At 70.7% G+C, this 22,262-nt stretch carries 17 protein-coding genes and 1 tRNA gene; 15 read left to right on the top strand and 3 right to left on the bottom strand.

The window, feature by feature from the left end; genetic code table 11:
• Positions 1-54 precede the first annotated feature (54 nt).
• The 3 genes from DEJ31_RS01680 (at position 55) to DEJ31_RS01670 (ending at position 4,391) form a co-directional block, all read left to right on the top strand.
• Positions 55-1,512, top strand: a complete 1,458-nt coding sequence (locus DEJ31_RS01680) for a glutamate synthase subunit beta (protein WP_110902208.1) — start codon at positions 55-57, stop codon at positions 1,510-1,512.
• A 97-nt stretch (positions 1,513-1,609) separates the two neighbouring features.
• On the top strand, positions 1,610-3,055 hold the full coding sequence (gene pyk / locus DEJ31_RS01675; RefSeq protein ID WP_110902209.1) for a pyruvate kinase: 1,446 nt from the start codon (positions 1,610-1,612) through the stop codon (positions 3,053-3,055).
• 229 nt (positions 3,056-3,284) lie between these two features.
• On the top strand, positions 3,285-4,391 hold the full coding sequence (locus tag DEJ31_RS01670; RefSeq protein WP_111121177.1) for a VIT1/CCC1 transporter family protein: 1,107 nt from the start codon (positions 3,285-3,287) through the stop codon (positions 4,389-4,391).
• Positions 4,392-4,418: 27 nt separating this feature from the next.
• Here the strand turns inward: DEJ31_RS01670 and DEJ31_RS01665 are convergent, their stop codons facing one another.
• Positions 4,419-4,958 (bottom strand): HdeD family acid-resistance protein, encoded by a 540-nt coding sequence (locus DEJ31_RS01665; RefSeq protein ID WP_110902211.1) that lies wholly within the window; start codon positions 4,956-4,958, stop codon positions 4,419-4,421.
• A 126-nt stretch (positions 4,959-5,084) separates the two neighbouring features.
• Between DEJ31_RS01665 and DEJ31_RS01660 the strand changes: the two genes are divergently transcribed.
• From DEJ31_RS01660 to DEJ31_RS01650, 3 genes are all read left to right on the top strand, one after another.
• A tRNA-Leu gene (locus DEJ31_RS01660) sits at positions 5,085-5,164 on the top strand.
• 80 nt (positions 5,165-5,244) lie between these two features.
• Positions 5,245-5,850, top strand: a complete 606-nt coding sequence (locus DEJ31_RS01655) for an ANTAR domain-containing response regulator (RefSeq protein WP_110902212.1) — start codon at positions 5,245-5,247, stop codon at positions 5,848-5,850.
• Between the two features lie 51 nt (positions 5,851-5,901).
• On the top strand, positions 5,902-6,372 hold the full coding sequence (locus tag DEJ31_RS01650; RefSeq protein ID WP_111043747.1) for a GNAT family N-acetyltransferase: 471 nt from the start codon (positions 5,902-5,904) through the stop codon (positions 6,370-6,372).
• Positions 6,373-6,428: 56 nt separating this feature from the next.
• On the opposite strand, the gene DEJ31_RS01645 is transcribed toward DEJ31_RS01650, so the two are convergent.
• Positions 6,429-6,776: a PaaI family thioesterase gene (locus tag DEJ31_RS01645; protein WP_111121176.1), complete on the bottom strand. Its 348-nt coding sequence runs from the start codon at positions 6,774-6,776 to the stop codon at positions 6,429-6,431.
• 162 nt (positions 6,777-6,938) lie between these two features.
• Here DEJ31_RS01645 and polA point away from each other — a divergent pair, with 162 nt between their 5' ends.
• From polA to DEJ31_RS01610, 7 genes are all read left to right on the top strand, one after another.
• The gene (gene polA / locus DEJ31_RS01640; protein ID WP_111121052.1) at positions 6,939-9,611 is read left to right on the top strand and encodes a DNA polymerase I; all 2,673 of its coding nucleotides are present in this window, start codon (positions 6,939-6,941) and stop codon (positions 9,609-9,611) included.
• A gap of 113 nt (positions 9,612-9,724) precedes the next feature.
• Positions 9,725-11,404, top strand: coding sequence for a DUF885 domain-containing protein (locus DEJ31_RS01635; protein WP_110902215.1), 1,680 nt, complete (start codon positions 9,725-9,727; stop codon positions 11,402-11,404).
• A gap of 175 nt (positions 11,405-11,579) precedes the next feature.
• Complete coding sequence (rpsA, locus tag DEJ31_RS01630) at positions 11,580-13,031, top strand: 30S ribosomal protein S1 (RefSeq protein ID WP_110902487.1); 1,452 nt, start codon at positions 11,580-11,582, stop codon at positions 13,029-13,031.
• A 162-nt stretch (positions 13,032-13,193) separates the two neighbouring features.
• The gene (coaE, locus tag DEJ31_RS01625; RefSeq protein WP_111121051.1) at positions 13,194-13,796 is read left to right on the top strand and encodes a dephospho-CoA kinase; all 603 of its coding nucleotides are present in this window, start codon (positions 13,194-13,196) and stop codon (positions 13,794-13,796) included.
• The gene (locus tag DEJ31_RS01620) at positions 13,793-14,869 is read left to right on the top strand and encodes a hypothetical protein (RefSeq protein WP_146243081.1); all 1,077 of its coding nucleotides are present in this window, start codon (positions 13,793-13,795) and stop codon (positions 14,867-14,869) included. The genes coaE and DEJ31_RS01620 overlap by 4 nt, the downstream gene beginning before the upstream one ends.
• A 22-nt stretch (positions 14,870-14,891) precedes the next feature.
• Positions 14,892-16,475 (top strand): class I adenylate-forming enzyme family protein, encoded by a 1,584-nt coding sequence (locus DEJ31_RS01615; protein WP_111043744.1) that lies wholly within the window; start codon positions 14,892-14,894, stop codon positions 16,473-16,475.
• Complete coding sequence (locus tag DEJ31_RS01610) at positions 16,472-17,632, top strand: acyltransferase (protein ID WP_111121049.1); 1,161 nt, start codon at positions 16,472-16,474, stop codon at positions 17,630-17,632. Before DEJ31_RS01615 ends, DEJ31_RS01610 begins: the two co-directional genes overlap by 4 nt.
• Positions 17,633-17,745: 113 nt before the next feature.
• On the opposite strand, the gene DEJ31_RS01605 is transcribed toward DEJ31_RS01610, so the two are convergent.
• Positions 17,746-19,077 (bottom strand): MFS transporter, encoded by a 1,332-nt coding sequence (locus DEJ31_RS01605; RefSeq protein WP_110902219.1) that lies wholly within the window; start codon positions 19,075-19,077, stop codon positions 17,746-17,748.
• Positions 19,078-19,220: 143 nt separating this feature from the next.
• Here DEJ31_RS01605 and uvrB point away from each other — a divergent pair, with 143 nt between their 5' ends.
• Together uvrB and DEJ31_RS01595 are read left to right on the top strand one after the other, a co-directional pair.
• On the top strand, positions 19,221-21,311 hold the full coding sequence (uvrB, locus tag DEJ31_RS01600) for an excinuclease ABC subunit UvrB (protein ID WP_181421449.1): 2,091 nt from the start codon (positions 19,221-19,223) through the stop codon (positions 21,309-21,311).
• Positions 21,301-22,239, top strand: coding sequence for an SDR family NAD(P)-dependent oxidoreductase (locus tag DEJ31_RS01595; protein ID WP_110902220.1), 939 nt, complete (start codon positions 21,301-21,303; stop codon positions 22,237-22,239). Before uvrB ends, DEJ31_RS01595 begins: the two co-directional genes overlap by 11 nt.
• Positions 22,240-22,262: the final 23 nt, after the last annotated feature.

Here is a 22,262-nt window from a genome sequence, read left to right as displayed (position 1 = left end):
CCATCCGCTCGACCCGCACCCGCTCGACCCGCACCCTCACCCAGGAGGTGACCCGTGGCTGACCCCAAGGGGTTCCTGAAGGTCCAGGAACGTGAACTGCCGCCCCGCCGCCCCGTGCCCGTCCGGCTGATGGACTGGAAAGAGGTCTACGAGCAGCAGGAGTCCGGCGCGCTGAAGCGACAGGCTGGCCGCTGCATGGACTGCGGCGTGCCGTTCTGTCACCAGGGCTGCCCGCTCGGCAACCTGATCCCGGAGTGGAACGACCTCATGTGGCGCGGCGAGGGCCGTCAGGCCATCGAGCGGCTCCACGCGACGAACAACTTCCCCGAGTTCACCGGTCGGCTCTGCCCGGCCCCGTGCGAGTCGTCCTGCGTGCTGGGGATCAACCAACCGCCGGTGACGATCAAGCAGGTCGAGGTCTCGATCATCGACGAGGCGTACCAGAAGGGGTGGGTCACCCCGCACCCGCCGGAGCGCCTGACGGGCAAGACCGTCGCGGTCGTCGGGTCCGGCCCTGCCGGCCTCGCCGCCGCGCAGCAGCTGACCCGTGCCGGCCACACCGTCGCCGTCTACGAGCGTGACGACCGCATCGGTGGTCTCCTCCGCTACGGGATCCCCGACTTCAAGATGGAGAAGCGGCAGATCGACGCCCGCCTCGCCCAGATGCAGGCCGAGGGCACGCGCTTCCGCGCCGGTGTCGAGATCGGCCGGGACATCACGTGGGACGACCTGAAGTCCCGCTACGACGCGGTCGTCGTCGCGACCGGCGCCACCGTGCCGCGTGACCTGCCGATCCCGGGACGCGACCTCTCCGGCGTGCACTTCGCCATGGACTACCTCGTCCAGCAGAACCGGGCCAACGCCGGCACGGTCGTCGACAACCAGATCACGGCCGAGGGCAAGCACGTCGTCGTGATCGGTGGCGGTGACACCGGCGCGGACTGCATCGGCACCGCACACCGGCAGGGAGCGCTCAGTGTCACGAACCTGGCGATCGGCAAGCAGCCGCCGCTGGAGCGTCCGTCGGAGCAGCCCTGGCCGATGTTCGCGACCGTGTTCGAGGTCACGAGCGCGCACGAGGAGGGCGGGGAGCGCCAGTTCCTCGCCTCGACGGTGGAGTTCCTGCCGAACGAGGCCGGCGAGGTCCGCGCACTCCGCGTGGCCGAGACCGAGTACCTCGACGGACGTCGCGTCCCCAAGGCCGGTACCGAGCGGGAGATCCCGGCGGACCTGGTGCTCATCGCGCTGGGCTTCACCGGTCCCGAGACCGACACGATCGAGCCGCAGCTGGGCCTGCCGACGAGCGTCTCCGGCGTGGTCGCCCGTCAGGCCGACTACACGACCAACGAGCCGGGCGTGTTCGTCGCCGGTGACGCCGGTCGCGGTCAGTCCCTGATCGTCTGGGCGATCGCCGAGGGCCGCGCCGCTGCCGCGAAGGTCGACGAGTACCTCGAGGGTTCGACGATCCTGCCGTCCCCGGTCAAAGCGACGGACCGGGCGATCTCGGTCTGATGGTCCCCTCCCCGTAGACGAGAGGCCACCCGCACTCGATAGGGTGCTGGTGGCCTCTCGTCGTTCCCGAAGCCACACCACCACACGAAGGAATCCATTGAGACGCGCAAAGATCGTTTCGACGCTCGGACCTGCAACCGCCGACTACGAGGTCGTCAAGCAGATCATCCAGGCCGGGGTCGACGTGGCCCGCCTGAACCTCAGCCACGGTGACTACAGCGTGCACGAGGCCAACTACGAGAACGTCCGTCGCGCCGCCGAGGAGCTCGGCAAGCCGGTCGCGATCCTCGTCGACCTGCAGGGTCCGAAGATCCGTCTCGCGAAGTTCGCGGACGGCCCGCACGAGCTGGCCGTCGGCGACGAGTTCACCATCACGACCGAGGACGTCCCCGGCACGAAGGACGTCTGTGGCACGACCTTCAAGGGCCTGCCGCAGGACGTCAAGCCCGGCGACCCGCTGCTCATCGACGACGGTCGGGTCCGCCTGCGCGTCCTCGACACCGACGGCGTGCGCGTCCGTACCGAGGTCGTCGTCGGCGGCACCGTCTCGAACAACAAGGGCATCAACCTGCCCGGGGTGGCGGTGAACGTCCCCGCACTGAGCGAGAAGGACGAGGCCGACCTGCGCTGGGGCATCCGCCAGGGCGCCGACCTCATCGCGCTCTCGTTCGTCCGGAACGCCTCGGACGTCGTGCGCGCCCACGAGATCATGGACGAAGAGGGCAAGCGTCTCCCCGTGATCGCGAAGGTCGAGAAGCCCCAGGCCGTCGACGCGCTCGAGGAGATCATTGACGCCTTCGACAGCATCATGGTCGCCCGGGGTGACCTCGGCGTCGAGCTGCCGCTCGAGGCGGTCCCGATCGTGCAGAAGCGCGCGGTCGAGCTGTCCCGCCGGATGGCGAAGCCGGTCATCGTCGCGACGCAGATGCTCGAGTCGATGATCTCGTCCCCGATCCCGACCCGCGCCGAGACCTCCGACGTCGCGAACGCCGTCCTCGACGGTGCCGACGCGGTCATGCTCTCCGGCGAGACCAGTGTCGGCGAGTACCCGGTCGAGACGGTCCGCACGATGGCCCGCATCGTCGAGTCGACCGAGGACCACGGCCTGGAGCGCATCGCGCCCCTCGGGACCAAGCCGCGCACCCTCGGTGGTGCGATCACCCTCGCGGCCGTCGAGATCGCCGAGTTCACCGAGGCGTCGTACCTCTGCGTGTTCACAGAGTCGGGTGACTCCGCGCGTCGCATGTCGCGCCTCCGCCACGGCCTGCCGATCATCGCGTTCACGCCGAACGAGGCGACCCGTCGCCGCCTGGCGCTGACCTGGGGCGTGCGCTCCTTCCTCGTCGACCGGAAGACGCACACCGACGAGCTCTTCTCGCAGGTCGACGACGTCCTCATCGGCAACGGTCTCGCCATCCCCGGCGACCGTGTCATCGTCACGGCGGGTTCCCCTCCCGGACTCGAGGGCTCGACGAACGACCTCCGGGTGCACCGCGTCGGAGACGCGCACGCCGAGGCGGCGCCGGCGTACGTCCGCGACTGAACCCGGACCGATCCGACGAGAGGCCGTCACCCGGACCGGGTGGCGGCCTCGCGTCGTGTGCCGCTCGGCTGGTCAGGTGGCCGGGAGGCCCGTGGTGCGTCCTCGACGCCGGCCGCGTCGGTAGCGTGGTCCCGTCCCGACCGACCGAGAACGCGAGGAGCGTCGCATGGGTGACCCGAGCCTCCAGTCCGACCGCCCACCGTCGGACAGCGCACCGTCCGACGGCCCGATGCGCTCCCGCCCCGACGTGCAGCGGTGGCGCCGCTACCTGGCGGACGAGCGTGCCGAGGCGGCCGTCTACCGGAACCTGGCCACGCGGCGGAGCGGCGAGGAGCGCGAGATCCTGACAGCCCTCGCCGAGGCCGAGGGCCGACACGAACAGCACTGGCGCGACCTGCTCGGCGACGACGTCGGCCGTCCGCTCGCAGGCAGCCTGCGGACCCGTGTCCTCGCCGCCCTGGCGAAGCGGTTCGGGTCGGTGTTCGTCCTCGCACTCATGCAGCGGGCCGAGGACCGCTCGCCGTACGCGGACGACGCCGACGCCACCGCGACGATGGCCGCCGACGAGCGGATCCACGGCGAAGTGGTGCGGGGGCTCGCGAACCGTGGCCGGATGCGTCTGTCGGGGACGTTCCGCGCCGCGGTCTTCGGGGCGAACGACGGCCTCGTGTCGAACCTGGCGCTCATCATCGGCATCAGTGCCTCCGGAGCGGACCGGCACTTCGTCCTGCTCAGCGGCATCGCCGGCCTGCTCGCCGGGGCGCTGTCGATGGGCGCGGGGGAGTACGTGTCGGTGCGGTCGCAGCGGGAGCTGCTCGAAGCCTCGGCACCGCACCCGGAGGCGCAGCACGCGGTCGCGGACCTGGACGTCGACGTGAACGAACTGGCGCTGGTGTACCGGGCGCGGGGGATGAGCGAGGACGAGGCCGCCGCGCACGCCGACGAGGTCATCGCCTCGCTGCTCGTCGCCCCGACCACGGGCGGCGTGCCCGTCGTCCGGTCGCGGTCGGCCCTGCCCCGACCGAGCGTCACCGAAGACGGGGACGACCACGAGGCGATCGGCACCGGGACGAGCGCGGCGCTCTCGAGCTTCTGCTTCTTCGCGTCGGGTGCGGTGATCCCGGTGCTGCCCTACCTGTTCGGGCTCGAGGGCTGGCCCGCAATCGGCCTGGCGGCAGCCCTGGTCGGCGTCGCCCTGCTCGGCACCGGCGCGGTGGTGGGTGTGCTGAGCGGTGCTTCGCCACTGCGGCGCGCCCTGCGGCAGCTCGGCATCGGCTTCGGCGCCGCCGCCGTGACGTACCTGCTCGGTCTGCTGTTCGGGACGAGCAGCGGCTAGCGGCCGTCAGCGGCCGTCAGCGGCCGGTCAACGGCGGGCGGCCGCGCGGGCCGGCAGGAGGAGCAGCGCCGCGCTGCCGACCCCGACGAGCGCGATGCCGGCCAGGACCGTGAACACCTCGAGTGCTGTCGTGGGTGCGAGCAACACGGCGGCACCGCAGAGCACCGAGAGCACACCGCTCACGACGGTCGGCGCCCGCGAGGAGCCGGGGTGCCCGACGAGGGCCCCGACGAGCGCCGCGACGCCCTCGACCAGGAAGCCGACCCCGGCCAGGACCGCGTACACGACGAGCGGCACCGCGGGGTCGAGGAGCGTGACGAGCCCGGCGATGCCGACGAGGGTGCCGACCACGCCCGAGGTCCAGCGCCACACGGCCGGCGTGCCGTACCCGCGCGCCGCGGCGAACACCCGCATCGCCCCCGCGACGACCAGGTAGACCCCGAACAGCAGCGCGACGAGCACGAGCGTCGGTCGCGGCCAGACGACGGCGACGACGCCGGCGATCATCGCGACGACCGCGGTGACGACGACGAACGCGCGGAACGTGCGGACGGCACGAGAGTCCACGGGGCTCCTCCCTGACAGGTCAGCCGGACCTCCGACCGTACCGTGACCGGGCCACCCGCGTCGCGGTGAGCCGGGGCCTGGCCGGAACCTGCGTCGGCGGGCGCGACTGCTACGCTGGCACGGCTCGCGAGTGTGGTGGAATGGTAGACACGGGGCACTCAAAATGCTCTGCCTCTGGCGTGCGGGTTCGAGTCCCGCCACTCGTACAAGTACCGGAGCTCCGAGTACCGGAGCTCCGTCGGGCGGGTTGCCGCGGTCGGATCGAGCGTCTAGTAGGCTCTCCGTCGTGAGTGACACAGAAGCAACCGCAGCCGCACCCCGTCGCGTCGTCGTCGCCGAGGACGAGTCGCTCATCCGCCTCGACATCGTCGAGATCCTGCGCGACAACGGGTTCGACGTGGTCGGTGAAGCCGGCGACGGCGAGACCGCGGTGCAGCTCGCGACCGACCTGCGCCCCGACCTCGTCATCATGGACGTCAAGATGCCGCAGCTCGACGGCATCTCCGCAGCTGAGCGGCTGTCGAAGAACCACATCGCTCCGGTCGTCCTCCTCACGGCGTTCAGCCAGAAGGAGCTCGTCGAGCGAGCGACCGAAGCCGGCGCGCTGGCGTACGTCGTGAAGCCCTTCACCCCGAACGACCTGCTCCCCGCGATCGAGATCGCCCTCTCGCGCTACCAGCAGATCATCACGCTCGAGGCAGAGGTCGCGGACCTCGTCGAGCGCTTCGAGACCCGCAAGCTCGTGGACCGGGCCAAGGGCCTGCTCAACGAGAAGATGGGCCTGACCGAGCCCGAGGCGTTCCGTTGGATCCAGAAGGCGTCGATGGACCGCCGGCTGACCATGCACGACGTCGCCAAGGCGATCATCGAGCAGCTCAGCGCGAAGAAGTAGGCGTCGGCGCGGACATGCCGGTTCCGCCGTGCCACGTGGCAGGGTGAGGGCATGGACGACGTGGTGATCCGGGCCTCCCGACCGGCCGACCTGCCGACGGTGGCCGACCTGCGCTGGCGGTGGAGCGTCGACGAGGGTTGTGCGACGCCCGCGGTGTCCGCCGAGCGGTACCGCGACGCGACGACGGCCTTCGCGGCCGCGCACCCGGACAGCCACCGGTGCGTCGTCGCGGAGCGGGACGGCGTCGTGCTCGGGATGGGCTGGCTGGCCCTGACGGAGCGACCGCCGACGCCGGACCGACCGGAGCGTCGGGTGACCGGTGACGTGCAGACCGTCTACGTGCACCCGGTCCTGCGCGGCCGGGGTGTCGCGAGACGACTGGTCACGGCACTGCTGGAGCTCGCGGACGACGCCGGGGTGGAGCGGACGTCGGTGCACTCGAGCGTCGACGGCGAGACACTCTACCGGCGGCTCGGGTTCGGGGACACCCCGCTGCTGCTGCAGCGACCGCCGGAGGCCTGAAACTCGGCGGACCAGCCCCGGAGCCCGAGGCGCAGCACCCGAGGCCCGGTCGAGCGTCAGCGGGCGTCGCGGATGATGTTCGTGATGCGCACGGTCGAGCAGCGTCGGCCCTCGTCGTCGGTCAGCACGATCTCGTGCGTGGTGAGCGTGCCGCCGAGGTGGATCGCGGTGCAGGTGCCGGTGACCCGGCCGCTCGTCGCGCTCCGCGTGTGCGACGCACTGAGCTCGATGCCGACCGCGTAGCGACCGGGACCGGCGTGGATGTTCGCCGCCATCGACCCGAGGCTCTCGGCCAGGACGACGTAGGCACCACCGTGCAGCAGGCCCGCGGGTTGCCGGTTGCCCTCGACGGGGATGCTGGCGACCGACCGCTCGGCGGAGAGCTCGCTGAACTCCATGCCCATCTTCTCGGCGAGCTGCCCGACGCCGCGCGCGAGGTACTCCGCGATGCCCTCGTCGGATCCCCGGACGGTCTGTTCGTCGGTCACGTCGCGTCGGCCTTCCGCGTGGTCGTTCCGCCCGGACCGCGGCCGCACCCTGTCGGGGGCCGTCGGTAGGCTGTCCGGGTGTCGGACTCCGCAAAGCCTACCCTCATGGTCATCGACGGCCACTCGCTCGCCTTCCGGGCCTTCTACGCCCTGCCGGTCGACAGCTTCGTGAACCGCGAGGGGCAGCACACGAACGCCATCCACGGGTTCATCTCGATGCTGCTCATGCTGCTGCAGCGTGAGAAGCCGACGCACCTGGCGGTGGCGTTCGACATCTCCCGGTTCTCGTTCCGCACGCGCGAGTACGCCGAGTACAAGGGCACCCGGTCGGAGACCCCGGCCGAGTTCAAGGGCCAGATCCCGCTCCTGCAGCAGGCGCTCGAGGCGATGGGCATCACGACCGTCACGAAGGAGGACTTCGAGGCGGACGACATCCTCGCCACGCTCGCGAAGCAGGGTGCTGACCAGGGATTCCAGGTCTACGTGGTGTCCGGCGACCGCGACTCGATCCAGCTCGTGAACGACGACGTCACACTGCTGTACCCGTCGGTCCGCGGCGTGTCCGAACTCACGCGCTACGACCGCGACAAGGTGTACGAGCGGTACGGCATCGAGCCGCACCAGTACCCGGACATCGCGGCCCTGGTGGGGGAGACCAGCGACAACCTGATCGGCATCGACAAGGTCGGCGAGAAGACCGCGGTGAAGTGGGTCACGCAGTACGGCTCGCTCGACGGGGTGCTCGAACACGCCGACGAGATCAAGGGGGTGGTCGGGAACAACCTCCGCGAGCAGCGTGACCGGGCGATCCGGAACCGCCGGTTGAACCGCCTCGTCACCGACGTCGAACTGCCGGTCGGCCCGGCGGACGTCGCCCTCCGCCCGCTCGACGAAGCCGCGGTGCGCGAGCTCTTCGCCACGCTGCAGTTCCGGACCCTGCTCGACCGGGTGTTCAAGGTCGTCGGCAGCGGCGAACCGACCGAACCGTCGACGACCGACGGCAGCGTCGAGGACGCCGGCCCGACACCGCCTCCGGTCAAGACCCTGATCGACGAGGAACTCGGCTACTGGCTCGAGCGGAAGAACGCCGCGGACGCCGAGAACGGTTTCGGCGTCGCGGTGGAGGTCATCGACGGTCGTCTCAGCGCGATCGGCATCGCCACCCACGACGACGCCGTCCTGGTCCCCGGTGGCAGCGGGGCACAGGATTACGAACAGCTCTCCGCCTGGTTCGCCTCGGACGCCCCGAAGCACTTCCACGACGCCAAGGCCGCGATCAAGGCGCTCGGGACGGCGGGCTTCACCGTCGCGGGCATCGCCGGCGACGCCCGCATCACCGGCTGGCTGGCGAACCCGGGCAAACAGGGTCAGCCCCTGGCCGACCTCGTCTACCAGGAGCTCGGTGAGGAACTGCCGGCGGCGGACCCGAACCAGCTTGTGCCGGAGACCGACCCGGTGAACGTCGGGGTGCACGCCTGGTACGTCCTCCGAGTCACCACGGCACTCCGCGCCCGCGTCGACCCGAGTTCGCTCACGGTGCTCGACGACATCGAGCTGCCGCTGACGTCCGTGCTCGCGCGCATGGAGACCACCGGTGTCGGCATCGACCGCCCGGTGCTCACCGGGCTCTCGCACGAGCTCGGGGAGCGCGCCGCGGACCTCGCCCAGCAGGCCTTCGCCGAGATCGGGCACGAGGTCAACCTCGGGTCGCCGAAGCAGCTGCAGGAGGTCCTGTTCACCGAGCTCGCGATGCCGAAGACCCGCAAGACCAAGACCGGCTTCTCCACCGACGCCGCGAGCCTCACCGACCTGCAGGAGCAGCACCCGCACCCGTTCCTCGGCCTGCTGCTGCAGCACCGCGACGCGACGAAGCTCCGCCAGATCGTCGACACCCTCGACGCCGCCGTGGTCGACGGCCGCATCCACACCCGGTACGAGCAGACCGGCACGAGCACCGGGCGTGTGTCCTCCACAGACCCGAACCTGCAGAACATCCCGGTGAAGACCGCCGTCGGTCGCCGGATCCGGTCGGCCTTCGCGGTCGCCGAGCCGTACACGACGCTCCTCACCGCGGACTACTCGCAGATCGAGATGCGGATCATGGCCCACCTGTCGGGAGACGCGGGGCTCATCCAGGCGTTCAACGAGGGCGAGGACCTGCACCGCTTCGTCGGCGCCCGGGTCTTCGGCGTGGAGCCGTCCGACGTCAGCCCGGAGATGCGCACGAAGGTCAAGGCGATGTCCTACGGCCTGGCGTACGGCCTCAGCGCCTTCGGCCTGTCGAAGCAGCTCCGCATCGAGCAGAGTGAAGCCCGCACGCTGATGACGGAGTACTTCGCCCGCTTCGGCGCGGTGCGCGACTACCTCCGGAACGTCGTGGAGCAGGCCCGCGAAGACGGCTACACCGAGACGATCTTCGGTCGCCGCCGTCCGTTCCCGGACCTGAAGAGCCCGAACCGGGTGCTCCGCGAGAACGCCGAGCGCGCGGCGCTGAACGCTCCGATCCAGGGGTCCGCGGCGGACATCATGAAGATCGCGATGCTCGGTGTCGACGCGGACCTGCGCGACGGTGGCCTCGGTTCGAGACTGCTGCTGCAGGTGCACGACGAACTGATCCTCGAGATCGCGCCGGGGGAGCAGGACCGGGTCGAGGAGATCCTCCGCACCCGCATGGGCGGCGCAGCCGAACTGACCGTCCCGCTCGACGTGTCGGTCGGGCTCGGCACGAACTGGGAGGCGGCGGCGCACTGAGCGCGATCGCACCCGGGTGAGCGGCGGGACGGACGGGAGGCGCGCCTCCCGTCCGTCCCGCCGCTCACTCCGTGCTGGTGGGTAGGGTCGGGCTGGTGGGTAGTGTCTGGGACATGAGCGATGACCGTCCCGTCCGTCAGCCGTCCGCCGTCGACCAGGTCGCCGAGCAGTGGGTCACCACGCTCGTGGACCTCGACCCGACCGTCGCCACGTACATCGGTGTGCCGGGTCGCACCGACGGGTACGGCGACACCTCGCCGGCCGGTGCTGCGGCCCTCGCCGACGCCGCTCGCACGGCACGCCGCGCGCTCGATGCCGCCGACGCTCGCGACGACGTCGACCGTGTGACGAAGACCGACCTCGGTGCCGAGCTCGACCTGACCGTCGAGTCGTACGAGCGGAAGCTGCACCTGCGCGACCTCAACGTCATCCAGAGCCCGGCGCAGTCGCTCCGTGACGTCTTCGACCTGATGCCGACCGCGACGGCGGAGGACTGGCAGGACGTCGCCGGCCGCCTGCAGTCGCTGCCCGACGCGCTGGAGGGCTACCGCGAGACCCTGCTGGAGGGCACGCGCGAGGGCGTCACCGCGGCGAAGCGCCAGGTCGAGCTCATCGCGGAGCAGGCCGCCCGCAACGGCGCGCCCGACGGGTTCTTCCGGCAGCTCGCCGACGGTGCCGTGCTCGAGGGCGGCGCTCCCGTCCCCGACCGGTTGCGCGCCGAGTTGACCCGGGGAGCCGAGGTCGCCGCGGCCGCCTACCGGTCCTTCGGTGCGTTCCTGGAGCACGACGTGCTGCCGCTCTCGACCCCGGTGGACGCCGTCGGCCGGGACGACTACACGCTGCACTCCCGCCGGTTCCTCGGCGCCGTCGTCGACCTCGACGAGACGTACGAGTGGGGCATCGAGGAGCTCGCCCGGATGCGCGACGAACAGGAGCGCATCGCCGACCGCATCGAGTCCGGTGCGAGTGTCGCCCGCGCGATCGAGGTCCTGGACGCTGACCCGGCGCGGGTGCTGCACGGCACCGATGCGCTCCGGGCCTGGATGCAGGAGACCAGCGACGAGTCGATCCGGGCGATGGACGGTCGCTACTTCGACATCGCGGACCCGATCAAGCGCCTGGAGTGCCGGATCGCCCCGACGCAGGAGGGCGGGATCTACTACACCGGACCGTCCGACGACTTCTCGCGTGCCGGCCGCATGTGGTGGTCCGTCCCGCAGGGTGTCACCGAGTTCGGCACCTGGCGTGAGAAGACCACCGTCTACCACGAGGGTGTCCCGGGCCACCACCTGCAGATCAGCCAGGCGGTCTACAACCGCGGCGAGCTCAACACCTGGCGTCGGCAGCTCGCCGGGCCGTCCGGCCACGTCGAGGGCTGGGCGCTGTACGCCGAGCGGCTCATGGAGCAGCTCGGGTTCCTGGACGACGACGGCGACCGCCTGGGCATGCTCGACGGGCAGCGGATGCGGGCCGCCCGCGTGGTGCTCGACATCGGCGTGCACCTGCAGAAGACCAACCCGGACGGCGGCGGTTGGACGTGGGAGTACGCCCTCGACTTCATGGGGCGGAACGTCAACATGGACCCGGCGTTCGTGCAGTTCGAGGTGGCGCGGTACTTCGGGTGGCCGGGACAGGCGCCGTCGTACAAGGTCGGGCAGCGCGTCTGGGAGTCGATCCGCGACGACGTGGCGGCCCGTGAGGGTTCGTCGTTCGACCTCAAGGCCTTCCACCACCGCGCCCTCGCGCTCGGCGGCGTCGGCCTCGACACCCTGCGGAGTGCGCTGGTCGGCTGAGCGGACACGCCCGGTTGTGGGCGTCCCGCCTGCTGGATAGACTTGTGCGGCGCAATCCGCGCCAACAACACTCATCGCCATGGTGGCTCGCACCGGTCGCTCGACCGGCACGCGGACCGGGGGTCGCTCCCTCGCCGCCACGGCCCGACTCATGTCCGTTCGGAGCAATCTCTACATGACAACCACCACGACCAAGGCTCCCAAGCAGGTCGCCATCAACGACATCGGCTCGGCTGATGACTTCCTGGCCGAGGTCGAGAAGACCCTGAAGTTCTTCAACGACGGAGACCTCATCTCCGGCACCGTCGTGAAGATCGACCGCGACGAGGTCCTCCTCGACGTCGGTTACAAGACCGAGGGTGTCATCCCCTCGCGCGAGCTCTCGATCAAGCACGACGTCGACCCCAACGAGGTCGTCAACGTCGGTGACGAGGTCGAGGCCCTGGTTCTCCAGAAGGAGGACAAGGAAGGCCGCCTGATCCTGTCGAAGAAGCGTGCACAGTACGAGCGTGCATGGGGCGACGTCGAGAAGATCAAGGAGTCCGACGGCGTCGTGACCGGCACGGTCATCGAGGTCGTCAAGGGCGGTCTGATCGTCGACATCGGCCTCCGCGGCTTCCTCCCGGCATCGCTCATCGAGCTTCGCCGTGTCCGCGACCTGACGCCGTACCTCGGTCAGGAGCTCGAGGCGAAGATCCTCGAACTCGACAAGAACCGCAACAACGTGGTCCTCTCGCGTCGCGCCCTGCTCGAGCAGACGCAGTCCGAGTCGCGCACCACCTTCCTGAACAACCTCCACAAGGGCCAGGTCCGCAAGGGCGTCGTCTCGTCGATCGTCAACTTCGGTGCGTTCGTCGACCTCGGTGGTGTCGACGGTCTCGTCCACGTCTCCGAGCTCAGCTGGAAGCACATCGAGCACGCCAGCGAGGTCGTCGAGGTCGGTCAGGAAGTCACCGTCGAGATCCTCGAGGTGGACCTGGACCGCGAGCGCGTGTCGCTCTCGCTCAAGGCCACGCAGGAAGACCCGTGGCAGGTCTTCGCCCGCACCCACGCGATCGGTCAGATCGCGCCGGGCAAGGTCACGAAGCTGGTGCCGTTCGGTGCCTTCGTCCGTGTCGCGGACGGCATCGAGGGCCTGGTGCACATCTCGGAGCTCTCGAACAAGCACGTCGAGCTCGCCGAGCAGGTCGTGTCCGTGGGCGACGAGGTGTTCGTCAAGATCATCGACATCGACCTCGACCGTCGCCGCATCTCGCTCAGCCTCAAGCAGGCCAACGAGGGCGTCGACCCGGAGAGCACCGAGTTCGACCCGGCGCTCTACGGCATGCCGACCGAGTACGACGACAAGGGTGACTACAAGTACCCCGAGGGCTTCGACCCGGAGACCAACGAGTGGCTCGAGGGCTACGACACCCAGCGCACCGAGTGGGAGGGCCAGTACGCGGCCGCCCAGGCGCGTTGGGAGGCCCACAAGGCCCAGGTCGCCAAGTCCCTCACCGAGGAGGCGCAGGGTGGCTTCGACCTCCCGGCCGCCGCTTCGACGTTCACGAGCGAGACGACCGGAGCCGGCACCCTCGCCGACGACGCGTCCCTCGCCGCGCTGCGCGAGAAGCTCAGCAACAGCTGAACGGATGTGACCGGGTGAGCTGATCATCCGTCGCATCGACCGGGAGCCCGGTCCTGGTCGTCCCCCGGGGACGGCCGGGGCCGGGCTCTTCGGCGTCGTGCCGGAGCGCTCGGCGTGCGTCGCTGGGAGCATTCGTGGAGCAGGCCGTGCGACGCTGTCCCCGTGCGCATCATCGGACTCACGGGCGGCATCGCCGCGGGCAAGTCGACGGTCTCCCGGCGGTTCGCGGATCACGGCGCGGTCGTGGTCGATGCCGACCGGCTCGCGCGGGACGCCGTGGCACCCGGCAGCCCGGGGTTGCAGGCGGTGCGGGAACGCTTCGGCGACGCGGTGATCGCCCCCGACGGCAGCCTCGACCGTCCCGCGCTCGGTGCCGTCGTGTTCGCCGACCCGGAGGCGCGCAAGGCCCTGGAGGCCATCACCCACCCGGAGGTCTGGCGGCTGGCGCAGCAGCGCTTCGACGCTGCCGAGGCAGCCGACCCGGATGCCGTCGTCGTCTACGACGTGCCGCTCCTCGCCGAGGCACAGGGGACGCGGCCGCTGCGGTTCGACGCCGTCGTGGTCGTGGACGCCCCTGCCTCGGTGCGGATCGGGCGCCTCGTCGAGCACCGGGGGATGCGCCGCGACGACGCGGAACGCCGAGTGGCGGCACAGGCCTCCGACGCGGACCGACTCGCCCTGGCCGACCATGTGGTCGACGCCACCGGCACGCTCGAGCAGACGATCCGGTCGGCCGACGAGGTATGGGCGCGCCTCGTCCGATGAGGACGCACCACCGGCTGCTCGTCGTGGCGGTCCTCGTCCTCGCCGCCATGGGGCTCGCCGCGCTGGTCGGGGCGAACGTCCTCGGTGGTCAGCGTGTGGCGGAGGGCGGTCGTCCCGGACAACCGCACCGGACGCTCGAGCCGGGCGAGGCACCGCACGGCGACTTCCACCGCTTCCGGCTCGGCGCGATCGACGGGGAGCGCCTGGCCCCGAACCGCGACGACTTCGCGGCCCGGACCTCGCCGAACGGTCCGCTGCTGCTCTTCCTGCCGGCCACCCGCGCGAAGCCGGCCGACTACCAGCGGTTCCTCACGACGGCGCTGGACGACGGGTACCACGTGCTCGGGCTCGACTACTGGAACCTCGGCAGGACCCTGTCCGGCACGTGCGAGGCCGACGCGCGGTGCTACGGGCAGGTGCAGCGGAACCGGTTCGACGGCACCCGCGGTTCGACGTTCAGCGACGTCAGCCCGGCGGGCTCGATCGTGTCGCGGTTCCGGGACGCCGTCGCACACCTCGACGACGTCGACCCCGCCGGGGGATGGGGGCGGTTCGTCCAGGCCGACGAGGACATCCGGTGGCAGGACATCGTCGTCGCCGGGCATTCACAGGGCGGGGGCGAGGCCGCGTACATCGCCCACATCCGGCCGGTGCTCGGTGCACTGATGTTCTCGTCGCCGGTGGAGTCCGTCGGCCCGGTGCACGCAGCGTGGATGGACCACCCCGGTCAGACCCCGGCGAGCCGGATGTACGCGCTCGACGACGTCCGCGACGAGTTCGGCCCGCGCATCACCGGGTCGTGGTCGGCGATGGGACTCGACGGCGCTCGTGGGACCGAGGGGCCGGCCGGTACCGACGGCCCGTGGCGGACCGACACCGCGCCACCGCCGCCCGCCGCCGACCCGCACGCGATCCTCACCGACCTGCCGGTGGGCGACCCGCGCTGGGCGCACTCGCGGATCATCAAGGACTCGACCCCGCTCGACGAGCACGGCGACCCGCGGATGCTCCGGATCTGGCAGTGGATGCTGCACCGGTTCCCGACTCCTGCCGTTCCCTCCGGACGGTCATAGCCAGCGGAAATACGATGAGGCGGTGCACCACGACGGCGAACGCCCCACCCCCGACCGCACGGCGGTCACCATCGACGAGCCAGACGACGGACACATCGACGGACACAGCGACGCGACGACCCTGGCCGCGCTCATCCGGCAGCGCGCCGAGCGCACCCCGGACCACGTCTACCTCGAGGACGCCCGCTCCGACCGGACGCTGACGTACGGCGGTCTCGACGCCGCCGTGACGGCCTGGTCGCGGACGTTCGACGCCATCGGCGTCCCGCCCTCCGGCGGCGTCCTCGTCGACGTGGGGGACCCGATCGCGTTCGCCGCCGTGCACCTCGCGGCCGTCGCCTCCGGCCGTCGGTCGGTCCCCGTCGACACCGGGCAGCCGGCCTCCGAACCCGCTCGGCTGGCGGCGCTCCTGGGCGGGGCCGCGATGGTCGTGTCGGACCGAGACCCTGACCCTGGTGCGGAGGCCGGAGCGGCGAGTGTCCCCGGAGCCCCGTCGGCCCGGGTGGACGCGGCCACGGGCCTCCCGGTCGGGGTCCGGGACGGCGACGTGCCGGACGCACCCATCGACGGCCCCGGCGAGGGCTCGGTCGTGCTGTTCACCTCCGGCTCGACCGGGACGCCGAAGGGCGTCGAGCTGCCGGAGTCGCAGCTCCGGTTCGTGGCGCACGCGATCGCCCGGCACAACGGCCTGACCGAGCGGGACCGCGGGTTCAACTCGCTGCCGCTGTTCCACGTCAACGCCGAGGTGGTCGGTCTCCTCGCGACACTGGTCGCCGGGGCGACCCTGGTGCTCGACCGCCGGTTCCGACGCACCGGGTTCTGGGAACTGCTCGAGGCCCGCCGCGTGACGTGGCTGAACGCCGTGCCCGCGGTCCTGGCCGTCCTCGCCAAGACCGGCCCCCTGCGGCCGCCGGCGAGCCTGCGGTTCGTGCGGAGCGCCTCTGCGCCGCTGCCCGACCCGGTGCGGGCCGCGCTCGGTGACCTGCCGCTCGTGGTGAGCTGGGGGATGACGGAGGGCGCCAGCCAGATCACCGCCACGCCGCTCGACGCGCCGCCCCGACCGGGCACAGTCGGGCTGCCCGTCGGGTCCGAGGTCCAGGTCCGCGGCGAGGACGGCGCGCTCCTGCCCGCGGGCGAGGTCGGTGCCCTGTGGGTGCGCGGTCCGGGCATCGTGCGCTCCTACCTCGGCGGTCGGGCGGCCGACCGGTTCGACGCTGACGGCTGGCTCGCGACGGGCGACCTCGGCTCCGTCGCCGTCGACGGCTGGGTCTCGCTGGCCGGCCGGTCCGACGACGTCATCAACCGTGGCGGTGAGAAGGTCTACCCGTCCGAGGTCGAGGACGTCCTGCTCCGGGACCCGCGCGTGCTCGAGGCAGTCGTCGTCGGCCGGCCGGACGAGGTCCTCGGGGCGGTGCCGGTGGCGTACGTCATCCCCCAGCCCGACACCGACACCGACGGGCTCGTCGAGGACCTGCGGGCCCTCGCCGAGTCCGCCCTGACCCGGTTCCGTCGTCCGTCCGAGATCACCGTCGTCCTCGACCTGCCCCGGGCCCCGACGGGCAAGGTGCAGCGCGCCCGCGTCCGAGCGATGACCGAGTCGCGGTGAGCGCCGCCACCACCACGCCGGGCGTGCAGACCCCCACCCGGACTGCCTCCGGCAAGCCGCGGCACCTGTACGAGGTCGACGTCCTCCGCATCCTCACCTTCGCGTGCGTCATCGGCGTGCACACCACGAGCCACACCATCGCGTCCGACGACGTCCCACTGAACGCCCTGCTCGGCCTGCTGCACTTCACCCGCCTGGTGTTCTTCTCGCTCACGGCGTTCGTGCTGGTCTACAGCTGGTCGCTCCGCCCGCGCCCGCTGGCGCAGTTCTGGCCACGCCGGTTCCTGCTCGTCGGCGTGCCCTACCTGGCGTGGTCGTCCGTGTACGTCACCGCGTCGTGGCTCCTCAGCTCCACGACCCGGGGTGACGTGCCGGCCCTGGTGACGACGTACGCCGAGGGGATCGTCACCGGGACGTCCTGGTACCACCTGTACTTCCTGCTCGTGACGATGCAGGTCTACCTGCTGCTGCCGGTGATCATCTGGCTCGTCCGGGTCACCCGTCGCCACCACGTCGCCGTGCTCGTCGTCGCCTTCCTGCTGCAGCTCGCCGTCTTCGCCGCGTACAAGTACTGGCCGCACTCCATCGACTGGTTGCGCGGCTACCAGAAGCAGTTCTTCTTCTCGTACGTGTTCTTCATCGTCTCCGGGGCGGTGGCGGCCGACCACGCGGACCCGTTCCTCCGGTTCATCCGGGAGCACCGGCGGGCCGTCCTCTGGGCCTTCGCCGGCACCGGGGCGCTCACCCTGGGCGTGTGGTGGCTGCAGGTCGGGCTCGGCCAGTCCCTGTACGCCGCCGGCACCCCGCTGCAGCCCGTCCAGGTCCTCTGGAGCACGGCGGTCTTCGTCGGCTTCCTGGCGATCGGTGCGGCCTGGGCGGACCGCCGTCGGGCCGGCTCGGCGCTGGCGCGGGTCGTCGACTACGGATCGGACCGGTCCTTCGGGATCTTCCTCAGCCACCCGTTCATGATCTGGATCCTGCTGTACGGCGACAGCTGGCTCGAGAGCGTGGTGCCGAAGCCGTGGCTGACACTCGTCACGTACGTGCTCGTGCTGGTGCTGTCGGTCGCGGTGACCGAGGCGTTCCGGTGGACGCCGCTCAGCGTGCCGCTGACCGGACGGCCGTCGCGGGCGCGCCGGGCACGGGCGAGGGGCTGACGGCGGTCCGGTCAGGACGGACGGTCGCGGGCCTCCCGGCCTGGAGGCCCGCCACAGGTCCGACGGGACGCTGACCGACCGACGGCTGCGCCGGCGGGTCCGCCGCTCGATCGCTAGTGCGTCGCGTCGCGCTCGACTGCGGGGACGCCCACCTCGAGCACGCCGTCGGTCACGGTGAGCCGCTGCGGCTTCATCACCCACGCCACGACCGCCGCACCGGCGAGGAGCGCACACGAGATCCCGAACGGCAGCTGCCAGCCGGAGGTGTCGATGAGGAACCCGAACACGATGGGCGAGACGACGCCGGCCACACCGAACCCGGTGTTCATGAAGCCCGAGGCGGTGCCGGACCACTGCGGCGCCACGTCCATCGGGATGGCCCACAGGTTCGCGTTGCAGAGCTCGAGGAAGAAGAACGACAGCGCGAGCGACACCGTCGCCACCGTCAGGCTCTGCCCGACCACGACGAGCGGCAGCAGGCAGACCAGGGATCCACAGAGGCCGATCACCAGCACCAGACGACGGGCCTGACGGGAGTCCCCGCCCCGGTGGATGATCCGGTCGCTGAGCATCCCGCCGACCGTGTCACCGACCACACCGGCCAGGAGGACCGCGGTCGTGAACCATGCGAAGGCATTGATCTCGAGGTCGTACTGGTCGCTCAGGAACGTCGGGATCCAGGTGAGGAACACCCAGAGTGTCCACCCGTACCCGAAGTCGACGAAGGACACCGGCAGGATCTGCTTCGCCAGGGCGCGCCAGGGGACCGGCGGACGCGTGGCCCGGGTCTCGACGGGTGGCAGCTCGGCGAGTTCGGCCTTCGTGATCCCGTGGGCGTCCTCCGGACGGTCCCGGAAGAGGAAGAACCAGGCGATGCCCCAGGCCACGGACAGCACGGCGGTGGCGAAGAACGCCAGACGCCAGCCGCTGATCGCGATGAAGTAGGCGACGAGCAACGGCGCGAGGGCGTTGCCGAGCCGGGCGGCGGAGTGCACCACGCCCTGGGCGAAGCCGTTCCGGTCCCGCGGGATCCACCGACTCATCGCCTGGGTGGCGGACGGGAACGCGGCTGCTTCACTGAGGCCGAGGAGCAGGCGTGCCGCGAACAGCGTCCAGAACCCCAGCGACAGCCCGGTCCACAGCGTCGCGACTCCCCAGACCACGGTGATCACGAAGAGGGCCCGTCTCGGCCCGAACTTCTCGCTGATCGTGCCGCCGAACACCTGGAGCAGGGCGTACGGCAACGAGAAGGCGGACACGATGAAGCCGGCGGCCGTCTCGGTCAGCCCGAACTCGTCGGTGATGTGTGGGAGGGCGGTGGAGATGTTCGTACGGTCGATGTACGAGATGGCGTACATGCAGCAGAGGAGCAGCAGCACCCGTCCGCGGATGCGTCCGCGGAACGGGGTGCCCTTCGCCGGTGCTGCAGCGGGGGCCGTGGTCATGGGGCCTCTTCGGTCGGGTTGCTGAACGGATCGGAGGCTACGACCGGATTCGATCAGGGACCTCTGAGTGCGCTATCGGGAGACAGTACGCCCAGGGCGAGCAGAGCACGTGGATGTCGGGGGCCGCGCCTACTGTTGAGGCCATGGGAGTTGCCATCGAGCCCACGCGTGCCATCCGACCCTTCGAGGTCATCAGCGAGTACTCGCCGAGCGGTGACCAGCCCGCGGCGATCGCCGAACTCGCCGGGCGCATCAACGCGGGTGAGACCGACGTGGTGCTGCTCGGCGCGACCGGTACCGGCAAGTCGGCGACGACGGCCTGGCTCATCGAGCAGGTGCAGCGGCCGACGCTGGTGCTCGCGCACAACAAGACGTTGGCGGCGCAGCTCGCGAACGAGTTCCGCGGGCTGATGCCGAACAACGCGATCGAGTACTTCGTCTCGTACTACGACTACTACCAGCCAGAGGCCTACGTCCCGCAGACGGACACCTTCATCGAGAAGGACTCGTCCGTCAACGCCGAGGTGGAACGACTGCGCCACTCGACGACGAACTCGTTGCTCAGCCGGCGCGACACCGTCGTGGTGTCGACCGTGTCCTGCATCTACGGCCTCGGCACGCCGGAGCAGTACATGAACGCCTCGGTCGCGCTCCACATCGGGCAGAACATCTCCCGTGACCAGCTCGTCCGCAAGTTCGTCAGCATGCAGTACCAGCGCAACGACGTCGACTTCGCGCGCGGCACCTTCCGGGTCCGCGGCGACACGCTCGAGATCATCCCGATGTACGAAGAGCACGCGATCCGCATCGAGATGTTCGGCGACGAGATCGAAGCGCTCTCCTCGCTGCACCCGCTGACGGGCAACGTGATCGACGACCTGCCCGCGGTCTCGATCTTCCCGGCGTCCCACTACGTGGCGGACACCGACGTCATGCACCGCGCGATCAGCTCGATCAAGGAAGAACTGGCCGAACGGCTCGCCGAGCTCGAAGGTCAGGGCAAGCTGCTCGAAGCCCAGCGGCTGCGGATGCGCACCACGTTCGACATCGAGATGATGGAGCAGATCGGGTTCTGCTCGGGCATCGAGAACTACTCGCGGCACATGGAAGGCCGTGGGCCGGGCGAAGCACCGCACTGCCTGATCGACTACTTCCCGGACGACTTCCTCCTCGTCATCGACGAGTCGCACGTCACCGTGCCGCAGATCGGTGCGATGTACGAGGGCGACGCCTCCCGGAAGCGCACCCTGGTGGAGCACGGCTTCCGTCTGCCGAGCGCGATGGACAACCGCCCGCTGAAGTGGGAGGAGTTCCTCGACCGCGTCGGGCAGAAGGTCTTCCTGTCGGCGACGCCCGGCAAGTACGAGCTCGGCATCACGGACAGCGTCGTCGAGCAGATCATCCGCCCGACTGGCCTCGTCGACCCCGAGATCATCATCAAGCCGAGCGACGGTCAGATCGACGACCTGCTCGAGGAGATCAAGCAGCGCTCCGAGAAGAACGAGCGCGTGCTCGTCACCACGCTGACGAAGCGCATGGCCGAAGAGCTCACCGACTTCCTCGGCAACGCCGGGGTCCGGGTGCGGTACCTGCACTCGGACGTCGACACCCTGAAGCGTGTGGAACTCCTCACGGAGCTGCGCCAGGGGGTCTACGACGTGCTCATCGGGATCAACCTGCTCCGCGAAGGCCTCGACCTGCCCGAGGTCTCGCTCGTCGCGATCCTCGACGCGGACAAGGAGGGCTTCCTGCGCTCGTCGACGTCGCTCATCCAGACGATCGGTCGTGCAGCGCGCAACGTGTCGGGCCAGGTGCTCATGTACGCCGACAAGATGACCGACTCGATGAAGCAGGCCATCGAGGAGACCGACCGCCGCCGCGAGAAGCAGGTGGCGTACAACCTCGAGCACGGCATCGACCCGCAGCCGCTGCGCAAGAAGATCGCGGACATCACCGAGGTCCTCAACCGCGAGAGCGACGACACCCGCGAACTCCTGGAGCGCCGCGGTGGTGGCGTCCGTGACGGTCGTCGTGCCCCGACCCCGTCGCTCCGCCGCGAGGGCATCGCCGGCGAGGGTGCGACGCAACTCGAAGCGACGATCGCCGACCTCAACGACCAGATGCTGCAGGCGGCCGCCGAGCTGAAGTTCGAGCTCGCAGCACGACTCCGCGACGAGGTCCAGGACCTCAAGAAGGCGCTGCGCCAGATGGAGTCGGCCGGACATGTCGTCTGATCCCGGCGCCCCGGCCGGACCTCGCACGGTCGTCGTCACCGGCGCCAGTGCGGGGCTCGGGTACCAGGCGGCCGAACAGCTCGCCGTGGGCGGACACCGGGTGGTCCTGGCGACGCGCGACTCCGGCAAGGCCGCGGCTGCCGAGCGCAGCATCCGCTCGGTGGTGCCCGACGCGCAGCTCGAGCACGTGCACCTCGACCTGGCGGACCTCGACTCGGTGCGCGCGGCTGCGGCAGCGCTGGGAACGCTCGGGCCGGTGCACGCGGTGCTCAACAACGCCGGGGTCGTCGGGTCTCGCGAGCGTCGGTCCACGGCGCAGGGCCACGAACTGCAGATGGGGACGAACCACCTCGGGCACTTCGCCTGGACGGGCCTGGTGCTCCCGCTGCTCCGGGACACCGGCGGTCGGGTCGTCCACCTCGGATCCATCTCGCACCGCTGGGTGACGCTCGACCGGCACGACCCGCTCGGTGCCGGGCACTACAACGGCTACCGGCAGTACGCGCGCAGCAAGCTCGCGGTGATGCTGTTCGGGTTCGAGTTGGCCCAGCGTCTGGCAGACGCAGGGTCCCCGGTGTCCAGCGTCGTGGCGCACCCGGGCCTCGCCCTCGACTCCCTGACGCAGGAGGCCGTCACCGGCACCCTGGCAGTCGGCCGGTCGCGACCCGAACCCGCGTGGATCGGGCCCGGGCAGCGCTTCGTCGCGCAGGGGAAGGACGCGGGCGCGGTCCCGCTCGTCCACGCCTCGGTGGGCGACGACGTCCGGTCCGGCGAGTACTGGGGACCGGACGGCTGGTTCCAGCTCCGCGGTCGGGCGACGGTCGTCCCGGCGGAACCCCGGGCGCACGACCGCCACGAGGCCGCGCGACTCTGGGCCGCCAGCGAGACGGCTTCCGGCGTCACGTTCGCTCTCGACGCACTCGGCTGAGCCGGCTCAGCGGGCGTTTGTCG

Origin of the sequence: Curtobacterium sp. MCPF17_031 (genome assembly GCF_003234035.1) — a bacterium.
Classification (GTDB): domain Bacteria; phylum Actinomycetota; class Actinomycetes; order Actinomycetales; family Microbacteriaceae; genus Curtobacterium.
This window is presented reverse-complemented; position numbering and strand designations above follow the sequence as displayed.